Here is a 14,013-nt window from a genome sequence, read left to right on the forward strand (position 1 = left end):
GCCTGCGGGGTACGTTCGGGACCGGACACCGACGTAGAGGGACTGTCATGGCAAGCAGCCGCAACTGGATCCGCAAGGCACTCGGCAAGAAGGACTGAACCACTCATGACCACCGTTGACCCATCCCTCTCCCACGCCACCGGCCCGACGGAGCCTTCCCTTCTTGAGCAGACGATCGGCGCCAACCTCGATGCGACGATCACGGCCCACGGCGAGCGTGAGGCGCTGGTTGACTGCGCCCAGGGCCTGCGGTGGACGTATGCCGCGTTCGGCGCTCACGTGGACCGGCTCGCCAGGGCGCTGGTCGCCGTGGGCCTCAAGAAGGGTGATCGCGTCGGGATCTGGGCTCCCAACTGTGCGGAGTGGACCGTCGTGCAGTTTGCCACCGCGAAGGCGGGCGTCATCCTCGTCAACATCAACCCGGCATACCGGTTGCATGAACTCCGATACGTCCTCGGGCAGGCCGGGATCCGCGGGCTGTTCTCGGCGGAGTCGTTCAAGGCTTCGAACTACGTCTCCATGATCGACGAGGTCCGTGTCGACTGCCCTGACCTCGAGCACGTATGGGTCATCGGGCAGCAGAGCTGGGACGACCTCGTGGCGCGCGCTGACGGAGTGAGCGACGAACGCTTGCAGCTCATCGGTTCGGGGCTGTCGCCGGATGACGCCATTAACATCCAATACACCTCTGGCACAACGGGATTCCCCAAGGGTGCGACCCTGAGTCACCGCAACATCCTCAACAACGGCTACATGGTCGGCGAGATCTGCGGCTACACGCAGGTCGACCGGATCTGCATCCCCGTGCCCTTCTATCACTGCTTCGGCATGGTCATGGGCAACCTCGCGGCGACCAGTCACGGTGCCTGCATGGTGATCCCGGCACCCGGGTTCGACCCGAACCTCACCCTCGCCGCGACCGCCGAGGAGAAGTGCACCAGCCTCTATGGCGTGCCGACGATGTTCATCGCGGAGTGGGCCCTGCCGAACATCAGCGACTACGACCTCAGCACGGTCCGCACCGGGATCATGGCGGGCTCGCCCTGCCCTGCCGAGCTGATGAAGAAGCTCATCGCCGCGGGCATCGACGAGATGACGATCGCTTATGGCATGACGGAGACGTCTCCGGTGTCGACCCAGACCCGCACCGACGACGACTTCGATCGCAAGGTCGGTACCGTCGGTCAGGTGGGTCCGCACCTCGAGGTCAAGATCGTCGACCCGGTGACCCTCGAGACGCTCCCGCACGGTGAGCCGGGTGAGTTCTGGACCAAGGGCTACTCGGTGATGCTCGGCTACTGGGGCCAGGACGACAAGACGGCAGAGGCGCTCGTCGACGGCTGGATGCGCACGGGCGACCTTGCGGTGATGGACGACGCCGGCTTCCTCCAGATCACCGGCCGCATCAAGGACATGGTCATCCGCGGTGGCGAGAACATCTACCCCCGTGAGATCGAGGAGTTCCTCTACACGCACCCCGACATCGTCGACGCCCAGGTCATCGGGGTGCCGGATGACAAGTACGGCGAGTAGCTCGCCGCGTGGATCCGGATGCGCGAGGGCGCCGAGCCGCTCACCGCCGAGTCGCTGCGTGAGTTCGCCACCGGGAAGCTGGCGCACTACAAGGTGCCGCGCTACGTCCGCATCGTCGAGGACTTCCCCATGACCGTGACCGGGAAGGTCCGCAAGGTCGAGATGCGCGAGATCACGGTGTCCGAGTTGGGCCTCGACAAGGGGTCAGATACTGCCGCTGGGTGACGGCCCATACGCGCAGGTCCGACGGTAGTTTGGGGGCAGTAGCGGGTGCTGTCGCACTCGACGTCAACGTCAGGAGCACACCTCCCATGAAGTACCTCATCGGCGCTCTGGTCATCCTTGCCCTGCTCTTCCTGATCTGGTGGTTCATCTCCAGGGGCAAGCAGCGTCAGCTGGACGAGCAGCGAGCGGAAGCCGCCAGCATCCGGGCCGCCGCGGAGGAGCGCGGTGCGGCGATCCGCGGCCAGGAGACGTTCGCCCAGCAGGCCGACGAGCGCGCCTCGTTCGCCCGTCAGGAGGCCGAGGAGCGCGCGCGCCAGGCAGAGGAGAGCGCCCGTGAGGCCCAGCGGGTCGAGGAGGAGGCCCGCCGCCACCAGGAGGAGCTCGGGCGCGCCCGACTGGCCCATGACGCCGAACTCCGTCGGGCCGACGAGATCGACCCGGACGTCGAGGTCGCCGAGGGCGACCCGCGCCCACTCCCCGAGGACCTGGATGACGACGTCCGTCCGCTCGACGAGACCCGCGTCCACGCTCCCGTGCCGGCTGCTGAGCCGTTCTCCGCTGAGCCGTCGTCGGCTGAGCCGGAGACCCGCGTCCACCTGCCCGTCCCGGCGGCTCTGTCCGCCCCACCGGCCAGCCCGCCGGAGCACCTGACATTCCAGCCACCGGTCCGGGCCGAGTCGGAACCCGAGCCCATCTCCGAGCCGGTTGGCGAGTCCGCGCACGACGCCGAGCCCGTCGTCGAGGCCGAGCCGGAGCGTGACCGTGGCGCCTGGGGTACTGGAGCTGCGGCCGCCGGTGCCGGGGCCGCCGCCATCGGAAGCGCGTATGCCGCGACCCGCGGCAACGTGACCGACGACGAGGCCGCGCGCCTCGCGTCGGGCGCCGACTACGCCGACAACGAGCCCCTCGCCGAGGAGTCGGCTGACGAGCCGGCCTCCCGGTGGGACGCGCCCTCCGCGCAGGAGCCGGGGGTTTCCGAGCCCGCGACGACGGACTGGGATTCGACTGAGACCGGATGGGCGACCGAGCCGACCGACGCCGAGTGGTCCCGCAAGGAGCCGACCATCGGGGAATGGGACTCGACCGACACCACCGACACCACCGACACCACCGAAAGGACCGACATGACGGACACGAGCGGCACGGCTGACGGCACGGCCGACGGCACGAACACCACTGCCACGAACGACTCGACCGAGCAGTCCGACGGCAACATGACCATCATCAACGACGTGGAGGACTACGCCTCGACCGAGCCGTTGCCCGCCGAGTCGGCTGCGGCGACTGATGGGCCGATCGCCGATGAGGCTGCTGACGATGAGGCCGTCGACACCGAGGACGCGTCGGCATCGACCTACGAGAGATCGCGCGATGACCTCGGAGACGAGGACGTGACAACCGACGAGGTGGCAGCCGAGGAGCCGTCCGGTGACGACGTCGCGACCGAAGACGGGGCGGCTGAGGCTGAGCCCACCACCCAGACGTGGGACACCACCGAGTCAGCCCAGACGGTGGAGCCCACCGAGTCCGCAGAGGCTGGTGACACCGCGATCATCGGCGACATCGAGGACTACGCCTCGACCGAGCCGCTGCCCGCAGAGTCGGCCGCTCCGACTGACGAAGCTGCTGCTGACCGGGTGACGGAATCCGAGGACTCCTCGGCCTACGACGGGTCGCGCGACGACGTCGTCGATGAGGACGTCACGGTCGCCGACGACGCCGTGGTTTCCGACAAGGCGGCAACCGAGGAGCCGCCGGCTGACGAGGTCGCGACCGAAGACGTGGCAGCGCAGGAGCCGACAACGGAGGAGACCTGGGAGGACGGCGACACCTCCGTCGCCACCGACGACGCACCCGGCGCAGACAGCGACGCGCCCGTCGATGCCGAAGCGACGTCCGACACAGGCGCCGACGCCAGCACCGATGGCGGAGACGCCACCCACTGGCCGGACGGCACGGATCGCATCAACACCCTCGACGACGAGTCCGCGACCGCCGATTCGTCCGCTGACGAGTCTGTGTCAGACGAGACCGTCGAACGCGAGTCCGACAACACCGCGTCCGACAACACCGCGTCCGACCACTCCGGCGGCGAAGGTGCCGACGAGAGCACAGCTTCCGGCGACGACGGTGGTGGGAGCCGCCGCATCTCCGGTGTCGACGAAATCCGCGACGGCGGCTTCGGTGTCGGCTCGGCCGCGCCACTTGAGGACCGCGCACAGCCGGCCGACCACCCGGTGCAGGCGTACAACGACACGCAAACGTTCCGTGTCCCCGGCGCCAACGGCTACGACTCGGCCGAGCCGGACGTGTGGTTCTACGACGAAGAGGCGGCTCGCCGCGCCGGCTTCACCCCGTCCGAGGGCTGAGCACACCTCGACTTCGTGCCCCTGACGGACAAAGCATGGGAGGCCTTCGGCCCAACGGGCTGTGTCCGTCAGGGGCACGAAGTCGTTTTCAGCGAGTCACCAATGACCGCCGCGCTCGTCCGTCGGCGGACGGGGTCCGGTGTTGTCGACCTCGACGTGGTGCTCCTGGGCCGGTTCGGGGGCGATCGCGGACTCGTCGTGGTCCCAGGAACGGGACTCACCGGCATACGCATCGGTGGTTTTCTGCGGTGGGACGGTGTCACCATCGCGCCACCCGGCGCCGCCGAGTCGGCTGCGCGGCACGGTCTGGTCCACGACGACGTCATCTGACTCGCCGCCCCCGAAGGTGAGGCCGCTGGCCCCGGATTGACCGGTGACGGTGACCTCAGGGGCTCCGTAGTCGTGAGGTGACACGGACGACGTCGCCTCGCCGCGCTGCCGCAGCACCCAGATGAGGGCCGCCACGACGATCACGAGGGCGAGGGCGCCAATGAGCCACAGCTTCGTGTCATCCATGGCATGACCGTAGCCAAGGCAGTGGCCGCAGCGGTGGTTTGAGGACCGAGGAACGGGACGGCGCCGTTGTGGGAGTCACATCAGGAGCGGCGGACGGGGTCGTCCTAGTAGGTTCGCGGTCGTATGTCTGTCCCTGGACGAGGAGGTCTCCTGTGCGCATCGGTGTGCCGTTGGAGTCGATGGCCGGCGAGACCCGCGTGGCCGCGACCCCCAAGACTGTCGAGCAGCTCATCGGACTCGGGTATGCCGTGTTCGTCCAGTCGGGTGCGGGTCGCCGCGCGACGTTCGAGGACGACGCGTATGCCGCGGCCGGCGCCGATGTCGTGGGCGACGAGGTGTGGAACACCGACATCATCCTCAAGATCAACGCGCCGTCGGCCGAGGAGCTGGCGCGGCTGCGGAGCGGTCAGACCTTCGTGAGTCTGCTGTCGCCGGCGCTCAAGCCCGAGCTGGTTGCGGGGCTCGCGGAGCGTGGCGTGACGGCGCTCGCGATGGACGCGGTCCCCCGCATCTCGCGGGCCCAGTCCCTCGACGTCCTGTCATCCATGGCCAACATCGGCGGCTATCGCGCGGTGATCGAGGCGGCCCACGAGTTCGGGTCGTTCTTCACCGGTCAGGTGACGGCGGCGGGCAAGGTGCCGCCGGCCAAGGTGCTCGTCATCGGTGCTGGTGTCGCGGGTCTGTCCGCCATCGGCACTGCTGGCTCGTTGGGCGCCGTCGTGCGCGCCTTTGATGCCCGCAGCGAGGTCGCCGAACAGGTCGAGTCGATGGGCGCGCAGTTCCTCCGGATAGAACTTCCGGACGGCTCCGACTCGTCTCCCAGTAGTGACGGCTACGCCAAGGAGACCGGCGAGGACTTCAATCGCAAGGCCGCGGAGCTGTATGCCGCGCAGGCTGCGGACGTCGACATCGTCATCACCACTGCGCTCATCCCGGGTCGACCCGCGCCGCGGTTGCTCGACGAGGCGATGGTGGCCTCGATGAAGCCGGGCTCGGTCATCGTCGACATGGCAGCAGCCAATGGTGGCAACGTCGCTGGCTCCGTCGCCGACCAGAAGGTCGTCACCGACGGTGGCGTCACGATCCTCGGCTACACCGACCTGCCGGGGCGTCTGCCCACCCAGGCCTCGCAGCTGTTCGGCACCAACCTCGTCAACCTCCTCAAGCTCGTCACGCCCGAGAAGGACGGCAACTTCACCCTCGACCTCGAGGACCAGGTCCAGCGGGGGATGACCGTCGTCCACGAGGGGGAGGTGCTGTGGCCTCCGCCTCCGGTGCAGGTTTCCGCTGCCCCCGCGACCGACGGGAAGGAGGCGGGTGCGGCTGCGGCTGCAGCCCTTGCGGCGAAGGAGCCCAAGAAACTGCGCGACCCGCGGATGAAGTACCTCTGGATGGCCATCGGGGCCCTGGTCTTCGCGCTCATCGCCTCGGCGTCACCCGCGGTCTTCCTCGGACACTTCACGGTGTTCGCGTTGTCCGTGATCGTCGGTTTCTATGTCATCTCCAACGTGTCGCACGCCCTCCACACGCCACTCATGGCCGAGACCAACGCCATCAGCGGGATCATCGTCGTCGGTGGGCTCCTGCAGATCGACTCTGACGACATGGTCGTCAAGACCCTCGCGTTCCTCGCGATCCTCGTCGCCAGCATCAACATCTTCGGAGGCTTCGCTGTGACCGGCCGCATGCTCGAGATGTTCCGGAAGGACTGAACCGGTGGCTATCAGCAACATCGTCTCTGCGGCATACATCGTCTCTGCCGTCTTCTTCGTCCTCTCCCTCGCGGGTCTGTCCAGGCACGAGTCGGCCAAGGAGGGCAACGCGTTCGGCGTGACCGGCATGGTCATCGCCCTGGGCGCGACCATCTGGCTCACCCTGTCGCGGTCGCCGCACGCCCTGTCAACGCTGCTGCTCATCGCTCTGGCCATGGGCATCGGTGCGGCCATCGGTCTGTGGCGGGCGCGCAAGGTCGAGATGACCCAGATGCCCGAGCTCGTCGCGATGCTGCACTCGTTCGTGGGGTTGGCGGCCGTGCTGGTCGGCATCAACTCGCACCTCACTGTGGGCGAGAGCTCCGACACGATCCATTCGGTCGAGGTGTTCCTGGGGGTCTTCATCGGTGCGGTGACGCTGACCGGCTCGATCGTCGCGTTCCTCAAGCTGTCGGCGCGGATCAAGTCGACCCCGCTCATGCTGCCCGCGCGCCACTGGCTCAACCTGACCGCGCTCGTCGTGTCGGCGTTGCTGCTCGGCTGGTACATCCAGTCGCACTCAATCGTGCCGCTGATCATCATGACGGCCATCGCGTTGGGCTTCGGCTGGCACCTGGTGGCGTCGATCGGTGGCGGCGACATGCCCGTCGTCGTGTCGATGCTCAACTCGTACTCCGGGTGGGCTGCGGCCGCAGCGGGCTTCATGCTCGGGAACGACCTGCTCATCGTCACGGGTGCCCTCGTCGGTGCCTCGGGTGCGATCCTCAGCTACATCATGTGCAAGGCCATGAACCGCTCGTTCGTGTCGGTCATCGCCGGTGGCTTCGGCCAGACCGTCGTGGTCGGCGAGGACAAGGACTACGGCGAGCACCGGGAGGTCACCGCCGAGGGTGTGGCCGAGCTCCTGCGCGACGCGTCGTCAGTCATCATCACACCGGGCTACGGCATGGCTGTGGCTCAGGCCCAGTACCCCGTCGCCGAGCTGACGAAGCGGTTGCGGGACAAGGGTGTTGACGTGCGCTTCGGCATCCACCCGGTTGCTGGTCGCCTGCCCGGGCACATGAACGTGCTGCTCGCCGAGGCCAAGGTGCCCTACGACATCGTGCTCGAGATGGACGAGGTCAACGACGACTTCCCGTCGACGGACGTGGTGCTGGTCATCGGCGCCAACGACACGGTGAACCCGGCGGCCGCCGAGGATCCGACCTCGCCGATCGCCGGGATGCCGGTGCTCCAGGTGTGGAACGCCAAGGACGTCATCGTCTTCAAGCGGTCGATGGCCACGGGGTATGCCGGCGTGCAGAACCCGCTGTTCTTCCGCGACAACTCGCAGATGCTGTTCGGCGACGCTAAGGACCGCGTCACCGACATCCTCACCGCCCTCTGAGCCCCGACTCGAAAGCTCGATGACTCGAGATACCGACACGCTGTGGGCCCATTGAGGTGCGCAGCGTGTCGGTCTATCTCGACTCGCGTTGGGGATAACTCCACGGCCAGATTCCGCCGATCGAGGATGCTCCCTCTCGATGGAACCTTTGCCGGACGCCTTGACGACCGGGCCCTTCTCGACGACTGCGGCTCGGGCACTCGGCGTGCCGGCGCAGGACTTGCGCCGAAAGGGCATGCTCATCCCCACGCGAGGGGCTCGTGTGACCGAGCTGCCCGAGACTCTGGCGGCCCGGGCTGCAGCATTTCTGGTGGCCCTCCCCGAGGACGTTGCCTTCTCACACATCACGGGAGCTCAACTCGCCGAACTGCCGCTTCCGCGCGGGCTTGAGAATCAGGTCGATCTCGATGTGATGTGCCGGTCTGGTGTGGGTCCCATCCAGAGGCCGGGGTGCATCGGGCATCGAGGGCTCGAGACGCGCGAGGCCGTCCGCCTGCGTGGACTCCCCGTCACCGGTCTCGCTGAGACCTGGGTCGATCTGGGTGAAGTCATGAAGAGAGGGCTGGACCTCGACGACCTCGTGGTCGCGGGCGACGTCGTGGCACGCAGGCTCGACGAAGGGATGGGTGAGGGTGAGGCGCGCGGCGACAGGCATGGCATCGATTGCCTGCGTTCCGCGCTGATGTCACGAGTTCGGCCTCGGGGCAAGAAGGTTCTGGTCGAGGCGCTGACGCTGATCTCACCCAAGTCCAAGTCGCCCATGGAGACACGGGCCCGACTGATGTTCCACCGGGGTGGCCTGCCAGCGCCGGAACTCAACGTCAGTGTGGAGTTCGAAGACGGGGCCGGCGAGGGGGCTGTGGACGGAGGTGCCGGATGGATGCTCGAGGGGGACTTCGTCTGGCGGGAGCAACGCGTCATTGGCGAGTACCAGGGCAAGCACCACAAGGAGATCCGCCAACGTGCCGTGGATGTGGCCAGGCGACATCTGGCCGAGGACGAGGGCTGGACCTTCGTCGAGATCTTTGCCGGCGATGTCTACACCCGCCCCAAGCGGATCGCCATGTTGCGTCGCCTGGGTCGGGAGCTGGGCGTGCCAGATTCGGACCTGAATCTGGCGTGAGGTGAGTCGAGATAGACCGACACGCTGGGCGCAGTCACTCGCGCGCAGCGTGTCGGTCTATCTCGATTGGGCGGGACGCGTCAGCAGCGCGATGGCGGCGCTGACCGGGTCAGGTGGAGGTCATGCTCGGGACGTCGCCCTCGCGCGCCTTGCCCGACAGCCGCGAGCGGTGGTAGCCGTAGGAGAAGTAGATGACGAAGCCGAGCGCCATCCAGATGAGGAAGCGGATCCAGGTCTCCAGCGACAGGTTCATCATCAGGTAGACCGAGGACAGCGCCGCGAAGATCGGCAGGTACGGCGACCACGGGACGGTGAACGCCCGCTTGAGGTCGGGGCGCTTCTTGCGCAGGATCGGCACCGCGAGCGACACCAGCGCGAACGCCGACAGGGTGCCGATGTTGACCATCTCTTCGAGGTTGATGTGGTTGCCGAGCCACGACCCGATGACGGCGACGATGAGGCCCACGATGATCGTGATCCGCACGGGGGTGCCGGTCTTGGGGTTGGTGCGGGCCAGTGACGGCGGCAGGAGGCGGTCACGGGCCATGGCGAACACGACGCGGGTCGCGCCGATGATGAGCGTCATGACGACCGTCGTCAGACCGGCGACGGCGCCCGCCGAGATGATCGTGCCGTAGCCGGGTTTCCCGACGTCGGCGAAGGCACTGGCCAACGCTGCCGACGGGTCGATCTTGTCGTACTTGACCATGCCCGTGATGACGAACGCCACGGCGACGTAGAGCACCGTGCAGATGACGAGCGAGGCGATGATGCCGATGGGCAGGTCACGCTGGGGGTTCTTGGCCTCTTCGGCGGTGGTCGCGACGACGTCGAACCCGATGTAGGCGAAGAAGACGATGGACGCGCCAGCAAAGATGCCGCCGACGCCATAGGTGCTCGGCGTGAAGCCGAAGGCCCACTGGATGAGCGGTTGGTGGATGCCTTCGGTCGCCGCGCCCGCCTGGGCTGGCGGGATGAACGGGCTGTAGTTCGAGGACTTGATGTAGGCCAGCCCGGCGAAGATGACGAACAGCACCACGAAGAGCTTGATGGCGACGAGCACGAGGTTGACCCGCATCGACTCCTTGATGCCCCAGGCGACGAGTCCGGTCAGGGCCACGATGAGCACGAACGCCAGGATGTTGAACTGGCCGCCGGGGTTGTCGAGGGTCTTGGGCGCCAACGCATCGGGCAGGTGGATCCCCGCGTCGGTGAGCAGCAGGTTCGCGTACTGCGACCACCCCTGCGACACCACGCCGGCGCCGAGCGCGAGCTCGAGCAGGAGGTCCCAGCCGATGATCCACGCGACGATCTCGCCGAGCGAGGCGTAGGAGAACGTGTAGGCCGACCCGGACACGGGCACGGTCGAGGCGAACTCGGCGTAGCAGAGCGCCGCGAGACCACACACGACCGCCGCGACGGCGAAGGAGATGACGATGGAGGGCCCGGCATACGCCTGCGCAGCCTTGCCCGTGAAGGTGAAGATGCCGGCGCCGATGATGACACCGATGCCGAAGACCGTGAGGTCGATCCACCCGAGCGATTTCTTGAGCTGGAACTCCGGCTCGTCGGTCTCCCGGATCGATTGCTCGATCGACTTCGTCCTCATGATGTTCATCGCGAATTCCTTCGTCGTGGTCGACCGGAGCGTGGTGCTGGCCATGACCTTATGACCGGGATCTCCCCCGTGTCTTCCAGGCGCGTCGACCGCACGAGATCCGAGCTCCGGTAGAGCGTCTCGGGCGTCTCATTCCACTCACGGATGGGACTGCGTATGCCGTCCGCCCCCGACCCGCTCCCGTCTCGCCGGAGGTAGTCGCGCCATCCGTGGGGGTCGTCCCAGCCGTCCTGCCACCCGTCGTCGTAGGCATCGCCCGGGCCGCTGGTGGGGCCACCCCGACCCCCTCGACCGCCTCGACCGCCCCGGCCACCAGAGCCGCCGTCGTCGGGACCGTCGAGCTCGTCGTCATCGTCGTCCCACCCGTCCTCGGGATCGTGCGGTGCGTCGGATCCGAAGAGGACGGTGCAGATCGCCTTGTAGTGGTCGTCGGCGTTGGGGACGTACTCGATGCGGGAGAGGGCCTGGTCCTGACCGGCAGACTCGAGGAGGAAGGTGCCGTAGCCGATGATCCGGCCCATGATCGAGCGGTCGAAGGTCATGTCGGTGACCTTCATGAGCGGCATCATCGCGACCTTGCGGCGGATGAAGCCGTAGAAGAGCAGGAAGCGCTTGTCGGTCGCGATGAACCAGTCGTGGCGCCAGTTCAGGTAGCGCCACAGGAGGTACGCACCGCCGGCCAACGCGGCATACCAGAAGAAGTTTGCGAGCATCGCGCCGGAGCGCGTCTGGGGTGACTCGGCCTCGACGTAGGTCGCGAGGAAGAGAAGCCCGACGAACGCGGCGATGGGGCGCAGCTGCGAGAACCAGTGCTGCCGCACGACCGTGACGACGCGCTCGCCCGGGACCAGGTAGCGCTCGAGCTCGCGGTCGAGGCGCCCGGCCGCCAAGGTCAGCTCCGGGCGATCAAGGAGTCGAAGAACTCACCGATGTTCTTGATCGCGTTGCTGACGACATCCCACGCGCTGCCGACGATGTCCGCGGCGTCATTGGGAGAGGTGAAGATGGCATAGAGCAGAAAGATGACCACGAGCCACATGACGATCTTCTTGACCGGGGGCATGGACACGACTGCTCTCTCTCGTCAGATCCCGTGCGGGCGCGCACGAGGACTACACATTGCAGCACTCATGATGGCGGATGTGACTGGTGTGACTCGTGAGGTTGGCTCCGGCGTGTCGTCCCGCGTGTCGTGCCGTCAGTCCTGGGCCTGTCCTGGGCCTGTCCTGGCCCTGTCCTGGCCCTGTCCTGCGGGGCTCAGACGACGCCGTAGAGCCGATCGCCCGCGTCGCCCAGGCCCGGCACGATGTAGCCGAGCTCGTTGAGCTTCTCGTCGATCGACCCGGTCACGAGCTGGACGGGCACGTCGACCTGCGCCAACGACTTCTCCATGGCCGCGATGCCCTCGGGTGCCGCGAGCAGGGTGACCGCCGTGATGTCGTCGGCGCCGCGCTCGAGCAGGAACCTGATGGCGTCGATCATCGAGCCACCGGTCGCGAGCATCGGGTCCAGGACATAGACCTGACGGCCCTTGAGGTCGTCAGGGAGCCTGTTGGCGTAGGTGATTGCCTCGAGCGTTTCCTCGTTGCGCTGCATGCCGAGGAACCCGACCTCGGCGCTCGGCAGCAGGCGCACCATGCCCTCGAGCATGCCCAGCCCGGCACGCAGGATCGGCACGATGAGGGGCTTGGGGTTGGACAGCTTGATGCCCGTCGTCGGGGCCACCGGAGTCTCGATGTCGAAGGGCTCGACCCGCACGTCCCGCGTCGCCTCATAGGCGAGCAGTGTCATGAGCTCCTCGGCCAGACGGCGGAAGGTGGGGGAGTCCGTCCGCTTGTCCCGCAGGTAGGTCAGCTTGTGGGCAATGAGCGGGTGGTCGGCAACGTGAACGCGCATGGGTGAAACTTAGCGTGTGAGCCTTACCTCCGGACCCGCGTCCGGCACACCATCCGCTCCGCCTTCGGCGCCGCTGCGCGAGGAGTATGCCGCGCCCATGCGTCGCGCCCTCGACCTCGCCTCGCGCGCCGCAACCGCCGGGGATGTCCCGGTCGGCGCCGTGGTCCTCGCCCCAAGTGGCACGGTCATCGGCGAGGGCTGGAACCTGCGCGAAGTGGACGCCGATCCCACAGCGCACGCCGAGGTCGTGGCACTGCGGGCGGCCGCACGGCATACCGGGTCGTGGCGCCTTGAGGACTGCACGCTCGTCGTGACGCTGGAGCCGTGTCCCATGTGCGCCGGCGCGGCCATGCTGGCGCGGATCTCGCGGATCGTCCTCGGCGCCTGGGACCCCAAGCTCGGCGCGACCGGTTCGGTCTGGGATGTCGTGCGTGATCGGCGCGCGACCCACCGGATCGAGGTCGTCGGTGGAGTCCTCGAGGTCGAGGCGTCGCAACTGTTGCTCGACTTCTTTGCGGAGCGCCGATGATCGATCTCCTCGAGACCCTGCTCGACCAGGACCCGTGGATCATCCTCACCGTCGCCGGGTTGGTCGTGTTCTGCGAGTGCGCCCTCCTGGTCGGCATGGTGATGCCCGGCGAAACCGTGGCCGTCCTGGCCGGGGCTGCTGCGGCCCTGGGTCGCACCTCTCTCGTCACGGTGCTCCTCGTCGTGCTCGCCTCCGCGATCATCGGGGACAACGTCGGGTATGCCGTGGGGCGTCGCGTCGGTCCGCGGCTGCACCGTCGCGTGTCGAACCCGGGGCGCCGCAAACGTCTGGCCGGGGCCGAGGCGCGCCTGCGGTTGCGTGGTGGGCCGGCCGTGTTCGTGGGTCGGTGGACACCCTTCGTCCGTTCCGTCATGCCTTCGCTCGCGGGGATCTCGGGTATGCCGTACGGCAAGTTCCTCGCGTGGGACCTGTTGGGTGCCGGGTCCTGGGCGGCGGGCAGCGTGCTCGCGGGCTACGCGGCCGGCAAGTCCTATGAGCAGGTCGTCACCTGGTTCGGCACGGTCGGTGCGGTGCTCCTGTGCCTCGTGGCGTTCGGGGTGGTCGTGGCTTGGCTCTGGCGGCGACGAACCGCCCGCGCCACCGCTGCGGCAGCGGAATCCGAGCCGGCGGACGCCTGACCCGATGCTCGAGTGGGACGAGGTTCTCGAGGTGGTCGGCTTCGCGCAGACGGGCGATCGTGAGTCGGCCCGCTCACGCCTGACGGGCCTGTGGGAACGAACAGATCATCCTGCGCAGCGCTGTGTGATCGCGCACTTCCTCGCGGACGTGCAGGACTCGATCGACTCCGAGGTGGCGTGGGACGAAGCTTCCTGGACTGCCTTCCAGGACGTGCGGGACGCAGATCTGGAACCGATCGGGGTGCCCGGAGCAGCCGGTTTCGCGCCCAGCCTGCACCTCAACCTCGCCGACGGCTATCTCCGGCAAGGACGACACGACGACGCACGCCGCGAGCTCGCACTTGGACGGGCGGGGGTCGCCGCGTTGGCGGATGACGGCTACGGCGCAATGATCCTGCGAGGGCTGGATGGGATCGAAGCCCGCCTGGACGGGCGACCCGACCTGGAGTCGTGAGCGGCGGCCGCCG

Annotated in this window: 12 protein-coding genes and 1 pseudogene; 8 read left to right on the plus strand and 5 right to left on the minus strand. The window is 67.6% G+C overall.

Translation table 11 applies throughout. The annotated features are described in order from the left end of the window. Positions 1-105 precede the first annotated feature (105 nt). Together ACFQRE_RS10115 and ACFQRE_RS10120 are read left to right on the plus strand one after the other, a co-directional pair. Positions 106-1,758, plus strand: a pseudogene (locus ACFQRE_RS10115) (AMP-binding protein). Between the two features lie 86 nt (positions 1,759-1,844). After that, complete coding sequence (locus ACFQRE_RS10120) at positions 1,845-4,127, plus strand: sunset domain-containing protein (protein ID WP_380121822.1); 2,283 nt, start codon at positions 1,845-1,847, stop codon at positions 4,125-4,127. Between the two features lie 96 nt (positions 4,128-4,223). Here ACFQRE_RS10120 and ACFQRE_RS10125 read toward each other — a convergent pair whose 3' ends face one another. Continuing rightward, positions 4,224-4,643 carry a hypothetical protein gene (locus tag ACFQRE_RS10125; protein WP_380121824.1) on the minus strand — a complete coding sequence of 140 codons (420 nt, stop codon included), beginning with the start codon at positions 4,641-4,643 and terminating at the stop codon, positions 4,224-4,226. Between the two features lie 152 nt (positions 4,644-4,795). Here ACFQRE_RS10125 and ACFQRE_RS10130 point away from each other — a divergent pair, with 152 nt between their 5' ends. The 3 genes from ACFQRE_RS10130 (at position 4,796) to ACFQRE_RS10140 (ending at position 8,865) form a co-directional block, all read left to right on the plus strand. Beyond that, on the plus strand, positions 4,796-6,355 hold the full coding sequence (locus ACFQRE_RS10130; RefSeq protein ID WP_380121826.1) for a Re/Si-specific NAD(P)(+) transhydrogenase subunit alpha: 1,560 nt from the start codon (positions 4,796-4,798) through the stop codon (positions 6,353-6,355). A gap of 4 nt (positions 6,356-6,359) precedes the next feature. Continuing rightward, positions 6,360-7,742 carry a Re/Si-specific NAD(P)(+) transhydrogenase subunit beta gene (gene pntB, locus ACFQRE_RS10135; RefSeq protein WP_380121828.1) on the plus strand — a complete coding sequence of 461 codons (1,383 nt, stop codon included), beginning with the start codon at positions 6,360-6,362 and terminating at the stop codon, positions 7,740-7,742. A gap of 139 nt (positions 7,743-7,881) precedes the next feature. After that, complete coding sequence (locus ACFQRE_RS10140; RefSeq protein ID WP_380121831.1) at positions 7,882-8,865, plus strand: hypothetical protein; 984 nt, start codon at positions 7,882-7,884, stop codon at positions 8,863-8,865. Between the two features lie 109 nt (positions 8,866-8,974). On the opposite strand, the gene ACFQRE_RS10145 is transcribed toward ACFQRE_RS10140, so the two are convergent. The 4 genes from ACFQRE_RS10145 to upp form a co-directional block, all read right to left on the minus strand. Beyond that, positions 8,975-10,483 (minus strand): amino acid permease, encoded by a 1,509-nt coding sequence (locus ACFQRE_RS10145; RefSeq protein WP_380121833.1) that lies wholly within the window; start codon positions 10,481-10,483, stop codon positions 8,975-8,977. Beyond that, positions 10,480-11,373: a PH domain-containing protein gene (locus ACFQRE_RS10150; protein WP_380121835.1), complete on the minus strand. Its 894-nt coding sequence runs from the start codon at positions 11,371-11,373 to the stop codon at positions 10,480-10,482. Before ACFQRE_RS10150 ends, ACFQRE_RS10145 begins: the two co-directional genes overlap by 4 nt. A gap of 2 nt (positions 11,374-11,375) precedes the next feature. Continuing rightward, complete coding sequence (locus ACFQRE_RS10155) at positions 11,376-11,552, minus strand: hypothetical protein (protein ID WP_380124306.1); 177 nt, start codon at positions 11,550-11,552, stop codon at positions 11,376-11,378. A gap of 188 nt (positions 11,553-11,740) precedes the next feature. Beyond that, positions 11,741-12,379: a uracil phosphoribosyltransferase gene (gene upp / locus ACFQRE_RS10160; protein WP_380121838.1), complete on the minus strand. Its 639-nt coding sequence runs from the start codon at positions 12,377-12,379 to the stop codon at positions 11,741-11,743. Positions 12,380-12,476: 97 nt separating this feature from the next. Here upp and tadA point away from each other — a divergent pair, with 97 nt between their 5' ends. Genes tadA through ACFQRE_RS10175 form a run of 3 tightly spaced genes read left to right on the plus strand, consistent with a single transcriptional unit; the run spans position 12,477 to position 14,000 of the window. Continuing rightward, positions 12,477-12,908, plus strand: a complete 432-nt coding sequence (gene tadA / locus ACFQRE_RS10165) for a tRNA adenosine(34) deaminase TadA (protein WP_380124226.1) — start codon at positions 12,477-12,479, stop codon at positions 12,906-12,908. Next, positions 12,905-13,546 carry a DedA family protein gene (locus tag ACFQRE_RS10170; protein ID WP_380121840.1) on the plus strand — a complete coding sequence of 214 codons (642 nt, stop codon included), beginning with the start codon at positions 12,905-12,907 and terminating at the stop codon, positions 13,544-13,546. The genes tadA and ACFQRE_RS10170 overlap by 4 nt, the downstream gene beginning before the upstream one ends. A gap of 4 nt (positions 13,547-13,550) precedes the next feature. Continuing rightward, positions 13,551-14,000, plus strand: a complete 450-nt coding sequence (locus ACFQRE_RS10175; protein ID WP_380121842.1) for a hypothetical protein — start codon at positions 13,551-13,553, stop codon at positions 13,998-14,000. The last annotated feature ends 13 nt before the right edge of the window (positions 14,001-14,013 follow it).

Origin of the sequence: Knoellia pratensis (assembly GCF_042666395.1) — a bacterium.
GTDB classification, from domain to species: domain Bacteria; phylum Actinomycetota; class Actinomycetes; order Actinomycetales; family Dermatophilaceae; genus Knoellia; species Knoellia pratensis.

Excerpts from the sequence above, each read along its gene's own strand:
- ACFQRE_RS10145 (WP_380121833.1), bottom strand. The coding sequence starts at position 10,483 with ATGAACATCATGAGGACGAAGTCGATCGAGCAATCGATCCGGGAGACC.
- ACFQRE_RS10175 (WP_380121842.1), top strand. The coding sequence starts at position 13,551 with ATGCTCGAGTGGGACGAGGTTCTCGAGGTGGTCGGCTTCGCGCAGACG.
- ACFQRE_RS10120 (WP_380121822.1), top strand. The coding sequence starts at position 1,845 with ATGAAGTACCTCATCGGCGCTCTGGTCATCCTTGCCCTGCTCTTCCTG.
- upp (WP_380121838.1), bottom strand. The coding sequence starts at position 12,379 with ATGCGCGTTCACGTTGCCGACCACCCGCTCATTGCCCACAAGCTGACC.
- ACFQRE_RS10140 (WP_380121831.1), top strand. The coding sequence starts at position 7,882 with ATGGAACCTTTGCCGGACGCCTTGACGACCGGGCCCTTCTCGACGACT.
- ACFQRE_RS10125 (WP_380121824.1), bottom strand. The coding sequence starts at position 4,643 with ATGGATGACACGAAGCTGTGGCTCATTGGCGCCCTCGCCCTCGTGATC.
- tadA (WP_380124226.1), top strand. The coding sequence starts at position 12,477 with ATGCGTCGCGCCCTCGACCTCGCCTCGCGCGCCGCAACCGCCGGGGAT.
- ACFQRE_RS10170 (WP_380121840.1), top strand. The coding sequence starts at position 12,905 with ATGATCGATCTCCTCGAGACCCTGCTCGACCAGGACCCGTGGATCATC.